Raw genomic sequence first — 18,655 nt, forward strand, 5'->3', positions numbered from 1 at the left:
CCCCGGCAGGCGTTTCACCCCGGCAGGTGGCCCGCCCCGACCCCGAACCCTCCCCGGAGCCCCCGGCAGGCGGCCCCACCCCGACAGACGGCCCGCCTCTGCCCCGAGCCCTCCGCCAGCCCCTACCGCCACCCTGTCGTTTGGACCGGCCCGGTGTTCACCCGCCGGTTACCATCCCCTAAGATCAACTCCGCTGTGAGGACGTCACAGGAGCCCCAGAAGCACCTGAATCGCATCCTCCGCCAGCCCCGACACGCGTGATCTCGGTCACACGAAATCCTGTGGCGCTCTGTAAGTTCACTTGAAGCCGCCAACTTCCAACCAAAACGGCCGCACACGTGTTTGTGCAGGTCAAATGGGTGAAGCTGAGAAAAATGCGCTCCATCCAGAGGGTGGATCGGCCCGCAACATCTTGACTGCGCGCTCATGCAGGGTCACTCTGTCGGTGAGCAAGAGGAGGGTCCTTCCAGGTGCCTCTCGACAGTCGCCGTGCGCGTGGCTAGACTGCCCCTTTGCGCTGCCCATTTTCCGCTTGCCCTTCGCCGAGAGCGTGGATTAGTCGGGCATCGCCGCACCCTTGACAGCCGTGCTAGCTCGCTCTAGCCAGCTATTTGTCCCTGGAAGGACGCATCTTGGCGATCTCTCGCGCGACCAAGGCCACTGCTGCGACCAACTCCACGTCGGGGATCCCTGGAGCGCCGAAGCGGGTCTCGTTCGCGAAGATTCACGAGCCCCTTTCGACGCCCAACCTGCTTGACCTGCAGATCCAGTCCTTTGAATGGCTCACCGGTGACGAGGCGTGGTTCCAGCGCCGCGTCGACGCCGGTGACGAGACCCCGACGGGCGGCCTCGAAGAGGTCCTCAACGAGATCTCGCCGATCGAGGACTTCTCCGGCTCCATGTCACTGTCCTTCTCCGACCCGCGCTTCGACGAGGTCAAGGCCTCGACCGAAGAGTGCAAGGACAAGGACATGACGTACGCGGCACCGCTGTTCGTCACGGCGGAGTTCACCAACCACACCACTGGCGAGATCAAGAGCCAGACGGTGTTCATGGGTGACTTCCCGATGATGACGAACAAGGGCACGTTCATCATCAACGGCACCGAGCGCGTGGTGGTCTCTCAGCTCGTGCGTTCGCCCGGTGTGTACTACGACACCGCGGTCGACAAGACGACCGACAAGGACGTCTTCAGCGTCAAGATCATCCCGTCCCGGGGTGCTTGGCTCGAGTTCGACGTCGACAAGCGCGACACCGTCGGTGTCCGCATCGACCGGAAGCGTCGCCAGCCGGTGACGGTGCTGTTGAAGGCTCTGGGCTGGAGCACGGAGCAGATTCGCGAGCGGTTCGCGTTCAGCGAGACGTTGCTGACCACGCTCGAGAAGGACCACACCGCGGGTACCGACGAGGCGTTGCTCGACATCTACCGCAAGCTGCGTCCGGGCGAGCCCCCGACGAAGGAGTCGGCGCAGGCCCTGCTGGAGAACCTGTTCTTCAAGGACAAGCGCTACGACCTGGCGAAGGTTGGCCGTTACAAGGTCAACAAGAAGCTGGGCCTGGACACCGACATCAACACGGGTGTCCTGACCGAGGACGACATCGTCACGACGATCGAGTACCTCGTTCGCCTGCACGCGGGTGAGACCCTCATGGACGCTGCCGCCGGCGGCGACGTGCCCGTCGAGGTCGACGACATCGACCACTTCGGCAACCGTCGTCTGCGCACGGTCGGCGAGCTGATCCAGAACCAGATCCGCGTCGGTCTGTCCCGCATGGAGCGCGTCGTCCGCGAGCGCATGACCACGCAGGACGTCGAGGCCATCACGCCGCAGACCCTGATCAACATCCGTCCCGTCGTGGCGGCGATCAAGGAGTTCTTCGGCACCTCGCAGCTCTCGCAGTTCATGGACCAGACCAACCCGCTCGCGGGTCTGACCCACAAGCGCCGCCTGTCGGCGCTGGGTCCGGGCGGTCTGTCCCGTGAGCGCGCCGGCATGGAGGTCCGCGACGTCCACCCGTCGCACTACGGCCGCATGTGCCCGATCGAGACGCCGGAAGGCCCGAACATCGGTCTGATCGGCTCGCTCTCGAGCTACGCGCGGGTCAACCCGTTCGGCTTCATCGAGACGCCGTACCGCAAGGTCACCGACGGCCGGGTCACCGACCAGATCGACTACCTGACCGCGGACGAGGAAGACCGCTTCGTCAAGGCGCAGGCGAACTCGCCGACCGACGACGAGGGCAACTTCACCGACGACCGCGTCCTGGTCCGCAAGAAGGGCGGCGAGGTCGAGTTCATCGACCCGACCGACGTCGACTACATGGACGTCTCGCCGCGCCAGATGGTGTCGGCCGCGACGGCCATGATCCCGTTCCTCGAGCACGACGACGCGAACCGCGCCCTGATGGGTGCGAACATGCAGCGTCAGGCCGTGCCGCTGCTCCGCTCCGAGTCGCCGCTCGTCGGCACCGGCATGGAGCTGCGCGCCGCGGTGGACGCCGGTGACGTCGTCGTCGCGAAGAAGACGGGTGTCGTCGAGGAGGTCTCCGCCGACTACATCACCGTCATGGCCGACGACGGTGCGCGCAACACCTACGCGCTGCACAAGTTCCGCCGCTCGAACCAGGGCACCTGCATCAACCAGAAGCCCATCGTGAACGAGGGCGACCGGGTGCAGGAGGGCCAGGTCCTGGCCGACGGGCCGTGCACCGAGAACGGTGAGATGGCGCTCGGCAAGAACCTGCTCGTGGCGATCATGCCGTGGGAAGGCCACAACTACGAGGACGCGATCATCCTGTCGCAGCGCCTCGTGCAGGACGACGTTCTCACCTCGATCCACATCGAGGAGCACGAGATCGACGCCCGCGACACGAAGCTCGGCGCCGAGGAGATCACCCGGGACATCCCGAACGTCTCCGAGGAGGTCCTGGCCGACCTCGACGAGCGCGGCATCATCCGCATCGGTGCCGAGGTGCAGCCGGGCGACATCCTCGTCGGCAAGGTCACGCCCAAGGGCGAGACCGAGCTGACGCCCGAGGAGCGCCTGCTCCGCGCGATCTTCGGTGAGAAGGCGCGCGAGGTCCGCGACACCTCGCTCAAGGTGCCGCACGGCGAGTACGGCAAGGTCATCGGCATCCGCGTCTTCAGCCGTGAGGACGACGACGAGCTGCCTCCGGGCGTCAACGAGCTCGTCCGCGTCTACGTGGCCCAGAAGCGCAAGATCCAGGACGGTGACAAGCTCGCCGGCCGCCACGGCAACAAGGGCGTCATCGGCAAGATCCTCCCCGCGGAGGACATGCCGTTCCTCGAGGACGGCACGCCGGTCGACATCATCCTGAACACCCACGGTGTGCCGCGTCGTATGAACATCGGCCAGGTGCTGGAGACCCACCTCGGGTGGATCGCCAAGCAGGGCTGGAGCGTCAACGGCGACCCGGACTGGGCGAAGAACCTGCCGGAAGAGCTGTACGACGTCGACCCCGGCACCAAGACCGCCACCCCGGTGTTCGACGGTGCGAAGGAAGAAGAGATCACGGGCCTGCTGGGCTCCACCATCCCGAACCGCGACGGTGAGCGGATGGTCAAGGAGAACGGCAAGGCGCAGCTCTTCGACGGTCGCTCCGGCGAGCCGTACCCGTTCCCGGTGTCGGTCGGCTACATGTACATCCTGAAGCTGCTGCACCTGGTGGACGACAAGATCCACGCGCGTTCGACCGGCCCGTACTCGATGATCACGCAGCAGCCGCTGGGTGGTAAGGCGCAGTTCGGTGGTCAGCGCTTCGGTGAGATGGAGTGCTGGGCGATGCAGGCGTACGGCGCCGCATACACCCTGCAGGAACTGCTCACCATCAAGTCCGACGACGTGCTCGGCCGCGTGAAGGTCTACGAGGCCATCGTCAAGGGCGAGAACATCCCGGAACCCGGTATCCCGGAGTCCTTCAAGGTGCTGCTCAAGGAGCTGCAGTCGCTCTGCCTCAACGTCGAGGTCCTGTCTTCGGACGGTGCCGCGATCGAGATGCGCGACGGCGACGACGAGGACCTGGAGCGCGCGGCCGCGAACCTCGGCATCAACCTGTCGAGGTCCGAGTCGCCCTCCGTGGACGACGTCGTCAACTAGTCACCTCGCCGGTCGGGGGAGGGCGATGCCTCCCGCGTCGCCCTCCTCCGGCCCTCCGACCAGCTCCTTTGCCACCGATCTAAAAAGGGGAAGAGAGTAGACGTGCTCGACGTCAACTTCTTCGATGAGCTCCGCATCGGTCTCGCGACCGCGGACGACATCCGCCAGTGGTCTTTTGGCGAGGTCAAGAAGCCCGAGACCATCAACTACCGCACGCTCAAGCCCGAGAAGGACGGCTTGTTCTGCGAGAAGATCTTCGGTCCCACCCGGGACTGGGAGTGCTACTGCGGCAAGTACAAGCGCGTGCGCTTCAAGGGCATCATCTGTGAGCGCTGCGGCGTCGAGGTGACCCGTGCGAAGGTGCGTCGTGAGCGCATGGGCCACATCGAGCTCGCCGCTCCGGTCACGCACATCTGGTACTTCAAGGGCGTCCCCAGCCGGTTGGGCTACCTGCTCGACCTGGCCCCCAAGGACCTTGAGAAGATCATCTACTTCGCCGCCTACGTCATCGTGGGCGTGAACGCCGAGCTGCGCCACAACGACCTGCCGACGCTCGAGAGCGAGATGCAGGTCGAGCGCAAGCGCGTCGAGAACCGTCGCGACGCCGACGTGGAGGCCCGCGCCCAGAAGCTCGAGGCCGACCTGGCCGAGCTCGAGGCCGAGGGCGCCAAGTCCGACGTGCGCCGCAAGGTCAAGGAGGGTGGCGAACGTGAGATGCGCCAGCTCCGCGACCGCGCCCAGCGCGAGCTGGACCGCCTCGACGAGATCTGGTCCACGTTCACCAAGCTCGAGCGCGCTCAGCTGATCGCGGACGAGCTGCTCTACCGCGAGCTGTACGACCGCTACGGCGACTACTTCACCGGTGCCATGGGCGCGGAGGCCATCCAGAAGCTCCTGGGTGACTACGACGTCGACGCCGAGGCCGAGGTCCTGCGCGAGACGATCCGCAGCGGCAAGGGCCAGAAGAAGCTACGTGCGCTCAAGCGCCTCAAGGTCGTTGCCGCCTTCCAGGCGACCCGCAACAACCCGCAGGGCATGGTGCTGGACTGCGTCCCGGTCATCCCGCCGGACCTGCGCCCGATGGTGCAGCTCGACGGTGGCCGTTTCGCGACGTCCGACCTGAACGACCTGTACCGCCGCGTGATCAACCGCAACAACCGCCTCAAGCGACTGATCGACCTCGGCGCGCCCGAGATCATCGTCAACAACGAGAAGCGGATGCTGCAGGAGGCCGTCGACGCGCTGTTCGACAACGGCCGCCGCGGCCGCCCGGTCACCGGTCCCGGTAACCGCCCGCTGAAGTCGCTGTCCGACCTGCTCAAGGGCAAGCAGGGCCGGTTCCGCCAGAACCTGCTCGGCAAGCGCGTCGACTACTCCGGCCGTTCGGTCATCGTGGTCGGCCCGCAGCTCAAGCTGCACCAGTGCGGTCTGCCCAAGCAGATGGCCCTGGAGCTGTTCAAGCCGTTCGTGATGAAGCGGCTCGTGGACCTCAACCACGCGCAGAACATCAAGTCCGCCAAGCGGATGGTCGAGCGTGCGCGCCCGGCCGTGTGGGACGTGCTGGAAGAGGTCATCACCGAGCACCCGGTGCTGCTCAACCGCGCACCCACGCTGCACCGCCTCGGCATCCAGGCCTTCGAGCCGCAGCTGGTCGAGGGCAAGGCCATCCAGCTGCACCCGCTGGTCTGTGAAGCGTTCAACGCCGACTTCGACGGTGACCAGATGGCAGTCCACCTGCCGCTGTCCGCCGAGGCGCAGGCCGAGGCCCGCGTCCTGATGCTGTCGTCGAACAACATCCTGTCCCCGGCGTCCGGCAAGCCGCTGGCCATGCCGCGCCTGGACATGGTGACGGGTCTGTACCACCTGACCCGCCACAAGAAGGACGACATCGGCGAGGGCCACTTCTACTCGTCGCCGGCCGAGGCGCTCATGGCGTTCGACCGCAAGGTCCTGGGCCTGCAGGCGATGGTGAAGATCCGCGTCTCCGACAAGAACCCGCCGAAGGGCCAGGAGCCCGAGGGCTGGGAGCCCGGTCAGCCGTGGCTCGCGGAGACCACGCTGGGTCGCGTGCTGTTCAACGAGATCCTGCCGCAGGACTACGCCTTCATCAACGAGGTCATGCCCAAGAAGCGGCAGGCCGTGATCATCAACGACCTGGCCGAGCGCTACCCGATGGTCACCGTCGCCCGGACGCTGGACAAGCTGAAGGACGCCGGTTTCCACTGGGCCACCCGCTCCGGTGTCACGGTCGCGATCTCGGACGTCCTCGTCCCGCAGGCGAAGCAGGGCATCCTCGACGAGCACGAGCGCCTCGCGGACGCCGTCGAGAAGCGCTACCAGCGCGGTCAGCTCTCCCACGAGGAGCGCAACTCCGAGCTGGTCAAGGTGTGGACGAAGGCCACCGAGCAGGTCCACGAGATCATGGAAGACAACTTCCCCGAGGACAACTCGATCCGCGTCATCGTCCAGTCCGGCGCCGCCGGCAACATGACGCAGGTCCGTTCGCTCGCGGGTATGCGTGGTCTGGTGACCAACCCGAAGGGTGAGTACATCCCGCGTCCGATCAAGAACTCGTTCCGCGAGGGCTTGTCGGTGCTCGAGTACTTCATCGCGACGCACGGTGCCCGCAAGGGTCTGGCCGACACCGCGCTCCGTACCGCCGACTCGGGTTACCTGACCCGTCGTCTGGTGGACGTCTCGCAGGACGTCATCATCCGCGAGGTCGACTGCGGCACCACCCGTGGTGTCCAGATGACCGTCGGCGAGCAGCTGGGTGACAAGGTCGGCCTGCACGAGTTCGCGCAGACGTCGGTCTACGCCCGCACCGTCGCGGACGACATCCTCGACGCGTCCGGCAACCTGGTGCTCAACCGCGGTGACGACCTCGGCGACCCGGCGCTCGCGTCGCTGGTCGAGGCCGGCGTGGTCCGCGTCAAGGTCCGCTCCGTGCTGACCTGCGAGTCCCCGGTCGGTGTGTGCGCGTCCTGCTACGGCCGCTCGATGGCCACCGGCCAGCTGGTCGACGTCGGCGAGGCCGTCGGCATCGTCGCCGCCCAGTCGATCGGTGAGCCCGGTACGCAGCTGACGATGCGTACGTTCCACCAGGGTGGTGTGGCCGGTGACGACATCACGACCGGTCTGCCCCGTGTCCAGGAGCTCTTCGAGGCCCGCGTCCCGAAGGGCAAGGCGCCGATCGCCGACGTCGACGGCCGCGTCCGCATCGAGGACGGCGACCGCTTCTGGAAGATCACGCTGATCCCGGACGACGGTTCCGAGGAGATCGTGTTCGAGAAGCTGTCGAAGCGTCAGCGTCTCGCCAACACGGCGACCGGCCCGCTGCAGGACGGCGACCACGTGGCCGTCGGCCAGCAGCTGCTGGAAGGTACCCCCGACCCGCACGAGGTCCTGCGTGTCATGGGCCCGCGCGAGGCGCAGCTGCACCTCGTGCAGGAAGTCCAGAAGGTGTACCGCGCCCAGGGTGTGGCCATCCACGACAAGCACATCGAGGTCATCGTCCGGCAGATGCTCCGCCGGGTCACGATCATCGACTCGGGTGCGACGGAGTTCCTCCCGGGCTCGCTGGTCGAGCGCGCGGACTTCGAGTCGGGCAACCGCGCCGTCGTCGCCGAGGGTGGCGAGCCGGCGGCCGGACGTCCGGTGCTGATGGGTATCACGAAGGCCTCGCTGGCGACGGACTCGTGGCTGTCCGCCGCGTCGTTCCAGGAGACCACCCGTGTGCTGACCGACGCCGCCATCAACGGGCGTTCGGACAAGCTCATCGGTCTGAAGGAGAACGTCATCATCGGTAAGTTGATCCCGGCTGGTACGGGCATCAACCGCTACCGCAACATCCAGGTCCAGCCGACCGAGGAAGCGCGCGCCGCGGCGTACGCGATCCCCTCGTACGACGACGGGTACTACACCCCCGACGTCTTCGGCACGGGCACTGGCGCTGCGGTGCCGCTGGACGACTACGACTTCGGTCGCGACTACCGCTAGTCGGTTGTCTTGTAGAACGGCCCCGGAGCCTCGGCTCCGGGGCCGTTCGGCGTATCAGGGCCAGGCGGACACGGCGATGCCGACGGCGTACCGCTGGCGTCTTGCCCGAGGAATCCGCTGACTGCGTGCCCCAGCCTCCCCGGCGTGTCCCGCCACAACACGCGTGTCCGCACCGCACGCGGGGGCCAGCGTGCCTTGTGAACGGGCGTAGAACGGCTTGGGTGCCGGATTTCTGGCGCGGGAAGCTAGCGGTTCGCGATGCCGTCCAGGCGCAGTGTCGTCGACTCGTCGCGGTGGGTTCCGGTCGTGCCCACGTGCTTGTCGCTGATCTGCGGACCGTTCTTGAGCACGTGGAACAGTGCCATGCCGTGCCCGCGCCCCAGGTCGTAGTCGGTCTTCAGCCACTCCAGGAACACGCCGGCCTTCGTGCTGCCGTCGTACCCGCGTTCGGCGGCGGTCGCCAGCAGTTCGGCCGGGGTCTTGCCGGTCTTCTTCTCGGCGCCGTCGAGGTAGGCCTGGAAGGACATCGTGGTCTCCGATCGTCTGGTGTCACGAGCGTAGACAACGTTTCTCGCCTTGACAAGAAAATTTGTCGGTGAAACCCGGTTGCGACCGCCTGATTCCATGAAGGCATGCGTGACCTGCGGTGGAGTGACGTCAGCGAGTGGTTGGACCCGGACCACGGCGCGTTGCACGACGGGTGCGTCATCGGGGTCGTGCCTGGTGCGTGGCAGGCGGTGGCTGACTTGGTGAAGGCCCGCGCCTGGTCCGCCCGGGAAGGGGAGGGGACGCTGCTCGTGTCGCCCGCCGAGGGGTTCTTCGTGAACTTCTTCGAGGTCCCCGACGAGGTCGTCTTCGACGTTCACGTCGGGGAGCTGCAGGGGCAGCAGCGACTCGACCTGCTGTCGGCGTTCCTGCGGGAGTTGGGGCAGGTCTGGGCGAAGCCGGTCGCGCTGGCGTTCGAGGGCCTCGACCCGGCGCAGGAGCCCTACCTGCACTACGACCCCGTCGCCGACGGGTTCGTGCTGGACCGGCGCTAGCGGCGGCGGGCCCGTGCCAGCGCCCTGGCCCTGATCACCAGGTCGTCCACCAGGTGCTCGTCGACGAGCGGCGGAACACCGGACTCGTCGGTGCAGCAACGCGGTTTGGTGCGCTTCTCCGACATGCGCGGACGCACGCCCGCCATCTCGTACAGCGCCTCGTACAGGTCCAGGCCCGGGTCGTCGTCGTGCGGGCCCACCAGGAGCACCCACACGACTTCGGGGGAGGGGAACGCGACCACGACGCGGTCGGCGCCGCGCAGGTGCTTCACGCACAGGCGGGGCAACGGTTCGGGGCCGGTCACGCGGTAGCCGAGGGCCGCGCAGCCCGAGTGGGCCAGTTCGTCCAGGAAGCGTTCGTAGGCCACGCGGGCTCGGCCGCGCAGGCCGTTCGCCTGGGCGTGAGCCGTGGGGGTTTCGACGACCTCGATCAAATCGGGCGGACCACGCGTCCCTTGCCGCTGCGCATCTCGTCGAGGGAGGTGGCGAGGTCGGTGCGGTCCAGCAGGGACTGGTCGCTCAGGCGGCGGTGGACCTCGTCGAGGAGCGCGCGGGTCTTGCCGGCGCGGCGGAGGTCGGAGACCAGGTGGAGGACCTCGTGCAGGCGCACGGTGTCGAGGAGCATCCGGGGTTCTCGGCTGTGGATGGCCAGTACGCCCTCACGGGCCCAGGCCTTCACGGTCTTCTCGGTGAGGTCGAGGAGTTCGCCTGCCACCACGGGACGTACCGGCGGGGCCTGGCGGAGGGTCTTGGCCACCACGCCGTCGAGGCGCGCACGGCGTTCGTCGTCCTCCGACAGGGACGACGCGACGGCTTCCAGTTCTTCGATCGTGTCGAAGAGGTCGCGGATCTGGGCGGCCTCGGTCGCGACGGACATGGCTACTCCTCCCGTTGACTACCGATTATCCACCTGTTTTTCGGTAGTCGTCAACGGCCCCGGAGCAGGGATCCGGGGCCGTCGCGTCACATCAGGAGGAGAAGAACAGGCCGCCGAGGCCACGGTGCTTGCGGTGGCCGTAGCCGTAGCCGCCGTGACCGCCGTGGTGGTGGTGGATCTGCTGCGGCTGGGCACCCCAGGCGGGCTGCGCCGGCGCCGGGTACGCCGCGGGCGGGGGAGCGGCCACGGGCGGCGGCGCCTGCATCTGGGCCTCGAGGCGCGTGATGGACTCGAGCTCGCCGTAGTCGAGGAAGACCCCGCGGCAGCCGTCGCACTGCTCGATGTGGACGCCCATGCGGTCGAACGTGCGCATGTTCGCATGACACTTGGGACACTGCATCGTGGTGAGCCTCCTGCGGTGGGACCGGACAAATACGATATTAGCCGCGGTCACTGCTCTCGTGCGTCGCGACGATCCGACGACAGGCTTCAACCAGCGGTTCCACTGCCTGCAACCCGGACATGAGAGCCCGCGCTGCCATCTGCACAACGTACGCCTGAGCCGGGATGTTGAGTGCTTCCCATTCCGATGTCGGCAGAGCCACACCTCCCGTTTCACGGTAGGCACCCATGAACCGCGCCCAAAGATCATCGGGAAGCACCCCGGCGGCGAACAGAGCCGCAGGTCGGGCCAGGTCCCAGACCGGGTCGCCGACCCCGACGTCGTCCACGTCGATGAGTCGCCACGAACCCCGGTGAACGAGCTGTCCGAGATGCCAATCGCCGTGGATCAACGCACGGCCGTTCATGTCCAACGGCGGCAAGACTTCATACGCGCGCAGCACGACATCGGCATGCGGCAGGTCCGGTGGCAATGCCCGAATTGCGCGCACAATCCGTTCCGGCGTTCCGGCCACCGGGCCCCACGCCGGCAACGAGTGCAGCTTCGCCAGCAGTGCCGCGCTCTCCTCCCACGGCGCCCCGTCCGGATCGGCCTGGCTCACCGGTGTCCCGTACGGCCACACCGTGACGGGCCGGTCGTCCACGAACCGCACTGGAGCCAGCGGCGGCACGAACAGCTCGGGGTGCGCCGCCGCGATCTCCAGCCGTTGTCCCAGCGCCACCAGGTCGGTGTCCGCGGGCAGCGCCTTGGCCACCACGTCGCCGACGCGCACCACGACGACGTCGCCGCGGTCGCCGCCGAGCACCTCCGGGTCGGCGGAAGAGCCGGTCAGCGAGGCCATCGCCGCGATCAGGTCGTCCACGCGCACAGTGAATCAGGCCCGCATGTGGTCGCCGAACATCGCCAGGTAGCCGGAGACGTACGTGACCGCCTCCAGCGGCGTGTCGAACTCCGCGTACATCTGCCGTTCGCCCTGGTTCAGCCAGTACACGGCGAACCGGTCGCCGGCGCGGACGAGGCACAGCGCCTTCTCACGGTCCTGGCCCACCGACACGCGGTCGTCGCTGATCTGGAACCGGCTGAGCGACGCGACGAACCAGTCCATCGCTCCGCCCCACTCGCCGTCGAAGCCCGGCAACGGTTCCGGGGCGCCGGTCGCGGCGGCCAGCGCACGGCTCCTCGTGATCGACGGCAGGCGTTGCGGCACCTGGTAGCCCCGGCTGCGGATGTGAGCGAGGAAGTTCTGCGCGGGAGCCAGTTCGTACCGCTCCAGGTAGTACGCCACCTCCGCCGACCAGACCCACTGGCCGTCGGTCTGGAACACCATCGGCACCTGTTCCGGCCGTCCGGCCGCGAGCAGGTCGGGCGCGAGGCCGCGGCCGGTCAGCACCACGTGACCGGCGTTGAGGTAGCTACTCACCAGGCTCATCTCTCGCATGCTCAGCGGAGCCCGGTAGTTGATCGGCGTGCCGTCCGCGCGGAAGCCGTCGAACACGCGCGCCAGCCGCATGTCCGCCGGCGGCTTCGGGTCCCCGGCGACGGGCTCCTGCGGAGTCGGGTTCCTGCGCAGCTCGGCGAGCAGCCCCACGTACCACTCGGGCATGAGGTCGCGGTGCCGCGGGAAGTGCACGGTCTCGGCCTCGAAGTCGTAGCGCGCGAACTCCTCCTTGGAGTCGCGCACCGAGCGCCAGTCGGGCTCGGCGTCGAAGTCGAACGCGAGCTGCGGCAGCTCACCGCGCCGCAGCACGTAGTCCGCGCGGAACCAGGCACCGTGCGGGTAGCCGGAGGTCGTGATGCGCAGTCGGACGAACCACTGGTCGACCATCAGCGGCGGCAGCCAGTGGTGCTCCTGCCCGTCCTCGGTGACGACGGTCGCGGAGAGGTCCTGGCGGGAGGCGAGCGCATCGCAGCGCAGCCGGATCTCGCGCCACTGCGGGGGAGCGGCGGCGAGCAGGGACTTGGTGATCTCGTCGGTGATCTCGTCAGGCGGCCTGACGGGGAGCGTCCGCTGCAGGAGCAGGTCCACCGGGTGCTCGTTGCGGACGTGGGCGCCGTCGTTCACCCTGCGGCGGTAGACGCGGTCGAACTCGGCGACCGGCCTCGCGAGCTTCCACACCGGCCGGGTGCGCGGGAGCTGCTGGGTGACGACGAACTGGTCGTCACGCACCTCGAGCAACTTGTAGTGGGCGCCTCGCGACTGCGCCATCACGTGGTGCCGGAACTCCGACTCGACCTGGCTCGGCAGCACCGACACCGTGCCGTGCCCTGGCCCCGCGTCGAACTCGAGGTACGTGACCTGGCGCTGCTCGTCCACCGTGCGCCTGCCTTCGAGCAGCAGGCCGTTCCAGACGAGGGCGCTGCCGGACGGCATGACTCCGGAGATCATCGACTTCATCACTGCGCTCCGATGGTTCCCGTGGTCGTGAACTCGGCGGGCACCGGCGCCAGCTTCGTCGTCCGTTCGATCGCGTCGAGAGCGGCCGCGTCGGCGGCCTCGCTCAGCAGTTGCGCGGAGACCCGCAGGGCCGGGCCGCCATCGCGGTTGAAGCACAGCGTCAGCTCGGCCCCGCGGCCGAGGATCTCGATCACGTCGGCGCCGGCGACCCCGACGACGTGCTTGCAGTCCTCCGGAATCCACATGCCCGCCGACCAGACGTCGAGCTCGGTCGTGTCACCGGCCCTGGTGAGCAGCAGCTCGTCGCCGCCGCGCGGGTCGCCCTTGACGTTCAGCGTGTGCTTGTACAGGGCGTGCACGAGGTCGATCACCGGCACGAACCCGTTGGCGAGCCGCCACAGCAGCATGTCGAGCTTGCAGGTGATCATGCGTTTGACCGTGTCGGGGTGCGGCACGATCTCGGGGTTGCGGTGATCGTCGCCGGTGAAGTTGCCGTCCGCGTCGACGTTGCGCCAGCCGAAGGCGTTCATGGAGCTCAGCGGTCCGTCGGCGGGCTGGTTGGGGTCGTAGTAGGTGATCCCGCGCCCGGGATTCGCCCGTGCTTCGGCGCGCTGGGCGTCGTCGATCGGCGGAAGCGGCGACGGAGCCAGGTAAGTGAGGTGCTTCGGTACTTCGCTCATTGCTCGTCCTACCTGAAGTCCGGCATGCGGAAGCGTTGGTTGGTCACGGGCTCGCCGACGATGCGGGACATGAGCATCTCGCCCTTCTCGTCGTAGTAGCACTCCTGGGTCCAGACCCGGCTGATCTGCTCGGGCCGGATGTGGCCGAGGTGGAGCACCTCGCCCTCCTTCAGCCCGCTGTCACGCGACTGGCCCCGGTCGACGTCGCGGACCGTGGCATCCACGTCGATGACGTGCTTGCTGTAGATCTCGGTGATGTAGAAGCGTTTCATCCGCACGCCTTCGCCGACCTCGATGAGGCCCTCGGTCGGGGTCTTGCTGCCCCGAGCGGAGACGGGACGGTCCTCGCGGCGCATGACGTGCTCGGGACTCCTGCTCGCCGACTTGTACCCGCTCTCCGTGGCGCCGCCGACGTGGCCGCCCATCTCCAGCTCCGTGCCGCGGACCCGGATGCCCTGCTCCATCGTCTCCCACGGCGGGTTGGCGTCCCGGCGGTAGGAGCGAGCTTCGGCCGGCGTGGTGGCGGTGTGCCACATCACGCTCTGCTTGCCGGGGGTGTCGGCGTACATGGGGCCGTGCGGGTTCATGGCCAGCAGCGGGTGCTGCCGCAGTTCGGCCGGGGTCTCGCGGCTCAGGCCCGGCGGCAGCAGGCGCGAGCCGGGCACGAAGTCGTAGCCCTCCATGCCCGCGTACTCGGTCTCCTTGCGCTTCCGATCCTCCATCAGCTTCTGCTGCTCCTGCAGCCAGAGCGTGCTGAAGTGCTCCGGGCGCTGGATTCCCGGTGCAGGCGGCAGGGGATCGGCGAACGTGCCGTCCGACCGCAGCGGTTTGCCGGCGTTGAACTCCTCGGCGAAGTCCAGGTCGATGCCGTGGCGTTCGGCGAAGACCTGGTTGCCTTGGCGGCGTTGCGCCGGGGTGCCCAGGTCCTGCTGCTGCGGCGGTGGCGTGAAGTCGTACGTGGACGCCCGGGACCGGGTGGGCGGGAACGGCGGCTGCTGGGTGGGAGCAGCGGACTGGGGCTCGTGCTCGTTCGGCCGGGCCTGGTCCTGGTGCCGCTGGTTCTGGTGCTGCTGGTGCTGTGGCTGTGGGTGCTGCTGCTGAGGTGGGCCCAGGACGCGGCCCTGCCGGTCGATCGGACGTCCCTGCGCGTCCAGGCCCACCGCGACCGGGCGCACCTCGGCCAGCCGGTAGATCGGGTTGCCGTGCGGGTCGCGCCCCGCGACCACGTGACCGGGCGGCGGCAGGTGCGCGTTGTGACTTCCCCGGGGACCGAACGAGCCCCAGCCGGAGTCGTTCGCGTTGCGGCGGTGGGAATGCGGCGCGGTGTCGGGGGCCGTGTCACCCCACGTGGGCGTGTGGCCGGGAGGAATCGGGCTGCCGTGCTTGACGTTCGTGCCGTCCGGCTTGAACGTCACCCAGTCACCGTTCGGCGGCCAGCCGGGCTTGTGCTGCTGCCCGGCCTTGAAGCTGTCGTGCGACGAACTGGCGAACACGTTGCCGTTGCCGTCGACCCAGGCGTCTTTGCTGGGCGCGAGCACCTCGACTCCGAGCTCACGCGACAGTTGCGCGGCGAACCCGTCCTTGGTGGTCCCGGTCTGACACGAGATGAGCCGCACCGGCTGCTTGCCGTCCCAGCCGCCACTGGCCCGGATGACGTCGGCGACGTCCTTGGCGCTGAGCCGGTGGTCGCCGACCTTGGCGATGTCCGACGCCCCGTGCAGGTCCACGGTGAACCGCTGCGGGTCGGGCGCCACCCGCTGGGCGGACCGGTCGAGCGGCGTCGTGAAGTGCCCCCGCGGGTGCAACGACAGCCCGGCCCGGCTGTGCGTGACCATCCCGCGCAGGTGCCCGAGGTGGGCGGGCACGCCCGCGTCAGAACCCGGCGCGGGCCCGTCCTGGCGCGCGTCGACGGCCTGCACGACCGGCGCCGCGTCGGGCGCGTGGTGCACGGACGTGGGCCCGGTCTGGTGGGGAGCCGGGTTCGAGCCGGTGTGGTCGTGGCGGGCCGGGTCGTGGTGGTTCGGGTGCTGGGTGGGAGGGGGCGCCGCGACGGGTGGGGCGGCGGGTGCCTGCCGGTGTTGCGGCGCCTGGGATCGGGGCGCCTGGTGTTGGGCGGCTTGGGGGCTGCGGTGCTGGTGGCCCTGCTGCGGGGCGTGTTGCGGCGGCGTGTGGCGAGGTGGCGTGTGGGGCTGGGCGGCCTGATGTTGCGGCTGCCGTTGCGCGGCTTGGTGCTGTGGTGCTTGCCGTGGTGGCACCTGGTGTTGCGGTGCCTGGTGCGGGGGAGGCGCCTGGAGGGCCGGGTTCTGGTGCGGGCCTGCCGGGTCCTGCTGGAACCGGGGCGGCGGGGCGAGCGGCGGCGCGGTCGACGCCTGATGCACGGAGTCCGCGGCGGGTGCGCGGTGCTGGTTCGGAACGGGCCCGCCTGCCTGCGTCGGCCCGCCGCCGTGGTGCGGCCCGGCCGATATCGGCCCGGCGGGGTTCGCGGGCGTGTGCCCGTGGCCCGGTGGGCCTGCGGGCACCTGGCTTCCGGGTCCTGACGCGTGGTGCGCGCCTGCCGGACCTGGGCCACCCGACACCGGTCCGCCGCCAGTCGGTGGCGTGGAGTGGTTCGGGGTCGGTCCACTGCCGGGTGGTGGCGTGGAGTGGTTCGGGGTCGGTCCACCGCCGGGTGGTGGCGTGGAATGGTTCGGGGCTGGTGCATTGCCGGCCTGCGGTGCCGAATGGTTCGGGGCTGGTGCGTTCGCGCCGGGGCCGGGGCCTGCCGGACCGTGGTTCGGACTGCCCGCAGCCGGGGCGGGCGTGCCGGCCGTTGGCGTGGCGTGGGCGTTGCCGTGCGAGGACGACGGACCGCTGGGCGAGTACCCGCCACCGCTCGACGGCGCCGGCCCACCCGTCGGCGGAGCGGCCGGCATCGCCGCGCGAGGTGCCGCCGCGGCGCTCGGTGCCGAGGAGTTCGGTGCCGAGGAGTTCGGTGCCGCGGCGTTCGGGGCCTGACCCGGTGGCTGGCCTGGAGACTGGCCCTGCGACTGGGCGAAGCCCTGCTGCTGTTGTGCGGGCGCGGGGGAGTCCGGCGCCGCGCGGTGGGCAGGCTGCTCGGTCGGCGGGGCCGCGTAGGAGGTGTTCGTCGCGTCGGACGAACGGCGCGGTGGGTCGGCATCCGGCGCGGTCGGTGCGGAGGACGTGGTCGTGGACGGGCCTGGGAGAGCGTCGGGCCGCGGGGCCGCGTCGGTGCGCGCGGTCGGGCCGGGCAGGTCGGTGGAGTTCGGGCGGGGCATGTCGCCGGACGTCGGGACGTCGATGTCGGCGTTGATGCCCTCGATGCCCGACTTGGTGCCGGAGACCGTGCCGCTCACGGCGCCCGAGGTCGCGCCGAACAGGACGTCCTTCGCCTGGATGCCCTCCTCGCTGAAGGCGCCCTCGGCGAGGGCCGAGCCGGCGCCGATGACGGCTTCCTCGGCGGCGTTGCGGCCGATGGAACGGCCGATCGAGTCGCCGACGCCGTCGCCGAACGCCTTGCCCGCTCCGGCGCCCACGCCCGCGCCGACCACGCCGGAGATCAGGCCCGACTTGGCGGCGTCGAGGGTCAGCGAGGTGTCGAGGCTGTCGCGGGTGCCCTTGGCCAGCTGGATGCCCTGGACCGCCAGGTCGGTGGCGACGGACGTGGCGACCTCGATGCCCACCTGCAGCGCGAGCTTGCCGATCAGATTGCGGCCGACCTGCTGCGTCAGCTGCTGGACGAGTTGGCGGAAGACGATCTGCACGCCCGCGCGGGTCGCGAGCTGGGCGGGGACGATGCCGGCGGTCGAGGCACCGAACGACACCACGGCGGACGCCAGCATCATCGCGATCTGGATGGCCAGGAGGACCAGGGCGATGATGATCGAGAGCTTGGCGTACTCGATCTGCATCGCGCAGTTGCGGCAGGCCGTCGCCAGCTTCGCGGAGACGTCCTTCATCTTGGGGAGGGTGGCTTCCTCGCCCTTGACGAACTTCTCCCAGTACTTCTGGAACGCCTCGGCGGCCTCGCCGTCCATGTTGGACATGGCCTGCTTGACGGCGTCGTCCGCCTCGCGCATCGCCGCGTCGACGTCGGTGGCGGCCTGCTGCCAGACCTCGCCGAGCCGTTGCAACGCCGTCTCGTCGCCTTCCGGCCAGCTGTCACCCACCACGATCGGGATGAGCCAGCGGACCTCGGCGGGCATCTCGATGCCCATGTGCAGCAATCCCCCAGACTGCTAGCCGCTGATCCCTCGAGCGTTGAACTGGTCCTGCTGTTCCATCAGGTTCGCGGATTCTTCGAGGTTCTTCCCGATGTCCTGCAACGTCTTCGCGACCTCCGCCATCACCTTGCGGACGCCGTCGGCCGCGGGCACGTAGTCGGTGGCGAACTTCTGGCCCGCCTCGTCGCCGCCCCAGCACCGGCCCTCGGCGTCGAGGCCGCGGGCCAGCGCGGCCGCGTCCGTCGCCATGTCCTCGCCGGCGCGGGCCATCTTCGCGGCGGCCGAACGCACGCCCGCGGCCTCCAGGTAGGTGCGGCCGGTCACCAGCGGTTCCCCCTGCCCATGATCGAGTCGCCGCCGAAGTCCTCGTCCTCGTCAGGTGACGACACCGCCCGCTGCACCGGACGGGACTCCTTGCGCAGCACCGAGGAGCCGAAGTCCTCGTCGGACGGTGGCGGCGGCGCGGCGGGCTCCGAGCGCTGCTCGACGCGGAAGATGTCCTTGATCGACGGCGCCCCCGGCACGACGTCGGGCAGGTCGATGACGCCCTCTTCCGACGTCAGCGGGGCCATGCGCGCGGTGACCTGCTCGCGCACGTTCATGGCGGCCCGCCGGGTCACCTGCGTGATCGTCTGCGCCAGCTGCTCCGGCGTGACGCGCTCGAACGCCCGCGGCCCGAGCTCCAGCACGTCCAGCACGCCCGTCGAGTCCACGGTCACCACGACGTTCCCGTCGGGGGAGGACGCCACCCCGGACATGGCCGCGATCGCGGCCTGGGCGTCGCGCAGTCCGTCGGTGCGGTCCTTGAGTTCCCGCATCAGGTTGTCGAGGGTGCCGCGCAACTCTGCGTTACGAGTTGCTAGCTGATCGTCATCGAGCACCCGGGCAACCTACCCAACGTGATCATCGGGTGTCGGCCGAAC

General features: G+C 69.1%; 13 protein-coding genes. 3 read left to right on the forward strand and 10 right to left on the reverse strand.

Going from position 1 to position 18,655, the window contains the following annotated elements; translation table 11 throughout:
• Window positions 1-632 precede the first annotated feature (632 nt).
• On the forward strand, window positions 633-4,118 hold the full coding sequence (rpoB, locus tag QSK25_RS29385) for a DNA-directed RNA polymerase subunit beta (protein WP_285643037.1): 3,486 nt from the start codon (window positions 633-635) through the stop codon (window positions 4,116-4,118).
• 102 nt (window positions 4,119-4,220) lie between these two features.
• Window positions 4,221-8,117 (forward strand): DNA-directed RNA polymerase subunit beta', encoded by a 3,897-nt coding sequence (locus QSK25_RS29390; RefSeq protein ID WP_285643038.1) that lies wholly within the window; start codon window positions 4,221-4,223, stop codon window positions 8,115-8,117.
• A 245-nt stretch (window positions 8,118-8,362) separates the two neighbouring features.
• On the opposite strand, the gene QSK25_RS29395 is transcribed toward QSK25_RS29390, so the two are convergent.
• Complete coding sequence (locus tag QSK25_RS29395) at window positions 8,363-8,644, reverse strand: DUF4287 domain-containing protein (RefSeq protein WP_285643039.1); 282 nt, start codon at window positions 8,642-8,644, stop codon at window positions 8,363-8,365.
• A 105-nt stretch (window positions 8,645-8,749) separates the two neighbouring features.
• Here QSK25_RS29395 and QSK25_RS29400 point away from each other — a divergent pair, with 105 nt between their 5' ends.
• Window positions 8,750-9,157: a hypothetical protein gene (locus QSK25_RS29400; RefSeq protein WP_285643040.1), complete on the forward strand. Its 408-nt coding sequence runs from the start codon at window positions 8,750-8,752 to the stop codon at window positions 9,155-9,157.
• Here the strand turns inward: QSK25_RS29400 and QSK25_RS29405 are convergent.
• The 9 genes from QSK25_RS29405 to QSK25_RS29445 all read right to left on the reverse strand — a co-directional run bounded on the left by QSK25_RS29405 (window position 9,154) and on the right by QSK25_RS29445 (window position 18,613).
• A complete protein-coding gene (locus QSK25_RS29405; RefSeq protein WP_285643041.1) occupies window positions 9,154-9,591 on the reverse strand; it encodes a hypothetical protein in 438 nt (145 codons plus the stop codon). The two genes, QSK25_RS29400 and QSK25_RS29405, sit on opposite strands and share 4 nt — an antisense overlap.
• On the reverse strand, window positions 9,588-10,034 hold the full coding sequence (locus tag QSK25_RS29410; protein ID WP_285643042.1) for a hypothetical protein: 447 nt from the start codon (window positions 10,032-10,034) through the stop codon (window positions 9,588-9,590). The genes QSK25_RS29405 and QSK25_RS29410 overlap by 4 nt, the downstream gene beginning before the upstream one ends.
• 91 nt (window positions 10,035-10,125) lie before the next feature.
• Entirely contained in the window at window positions 10,126-10,434 is a 309-nt protein-coding gene (locus tag QSK25_RS29415) for a TFIIB-type zinc ribbon-containing protein (protein ID WP_285643043.1), read from the reverse strand.
• Window positions 10,435-10,474: 40 nt separating this feature from the next.
• Window positions 10,475-11,299, reverse strand: a complete 825-nt coding sequence (locus QSK25_RS29420; protein WP_285643044.1) for a phosphotransferase family protein — start codon at window positions 11,297-11,299, stop codon at window positions 10,475-10,477.
• Window positions 11,300-11,311: 12 nt separating this feature from the next.
• Complete coding sequence (locus QSK25_RS29425; protein WP_285643045.1) at window positions 11,312-12,832, reverse strand: hypothetical protein; 1,521 nt, start codon at window positions 12,830-12,832, stop codon at window positions 11,312-11,314.
• On the reverse strand, window positions 12,832-13,512 hold the full coding sequence (locus tag QSK25_RS29430) for a hypothetical protein (RefSeq protein WP_285643046.1): 681 nt from the start codon (window positions 13,510-13,512) through the stop codon (window positions 12,832-12,834). The genes QSK25_RS29425 and QSK25_RS29430 overlap by 1 nt, the downstream gene beginning before the upstream one ends.
• 8 nt (window positions 13,513-13,520) lie before the next feature.
• Window positions 13,521-17,726, reverse strand: coding sequence for a WXG100 family type VII secretion target (locus QSK25_RS29435; protein ID WP_285643047.1), 4,206 nt, complete (start codon window positions 17,724-17,726; stop codon window positions 13,521-13,523).
• Window positions 17,727-17,747: 21 nt separating this feature from the next.
• On the reverse strand, window positions 17,748-18,056 hold the full coding sequence (locus QSK25_RS29440; protein WP_285643048.1) for a WXG100 family type VII secretion target: 309 nt from the start codon (window positions 18,054-18,056) through the stop codon (window positions 17,748-17,750).
• Entirely contained in the window at window positions 18,053-18,613 is a 561-nt protein-coding gene (locus QSK25_RS29445) for a YbaB/EbfC family nucleoid-associated protein (RefSeq protein ID WP_285643050.1), read from the reverse strand. The genes QSK25_RS29440 and QSK25_RS29445 overlap by 4 nt, the downstream gene beginning before the upstream one ends.
• Window positions 18,614-18,655: the final 42 nt, after the last annotated feature.

Source organism: Lentzea sp. NBRC 102530 (assembly GCF_030269365.1).
Taxonomy (GTDB): Bacteria; Actinomycetota; Actinomycetes; order Mycobacteriales; family Pseudonocardiaceae; genus Lentzea.

What these genes read in the sequence shown, in the direction of transcription:
- QSK25_RS29425 (WP_285643045.1), bottom strand. Translation starts at nt 12,832, where the DNA reads ATGAAGTCGATGATCTCCGGAGTCATGCCGTCCGGCAGCGCCCTCGTC.
- QSK25_RS29410 (WP_285643042.1), bottom strand. Translation starts at nt 10,034, where the DNA reads ATGTCCGTCGCGACCGAGGCCGCCCAGATCCGCGACCTCTTCGACACG.
- QSK25_RS29435 (WP_285643047.1), bottom strand. Translation starts at nt 17,726, where the DNA reads ATGGGCATCGAGATGCCCGCCGAGGTCCGCTGGCTCATCCCGATCGTG.
- QSK25_RS29430 (WP_285643046.1), bottom strand. Translation starts at nt 13,512, where the DNA reads ATGAGCGAAGTACCGAAGCACCTCACTTACCTGGCTCCGTCGCCGCTT.
- QSK25_RS29415 (WP_285643043.1), bottom strand. Translation starts at nt 10,434, where the DNA reads ATGCAGTGTCCCAAGTGTCATGCGAACATGCGCACGTTCGACCGCATG.
- QSK25_RS29400 (WP_285643040.1), top strand. Translation starts at nt 8,750, where the DNA reads ATGCGTGACCTGCGGTGGAGTGACGTCAGCGAGTGGTTGGACCCGGAC.
- QSK25_RS29395 (WP_285643039.1), bottom strand. Translation starts at nt 8,644, where the DNA reads ATGTCCTTCCAGGCCTACCTCGACGGCGCCGAGAAGAAGACCGGCAAG.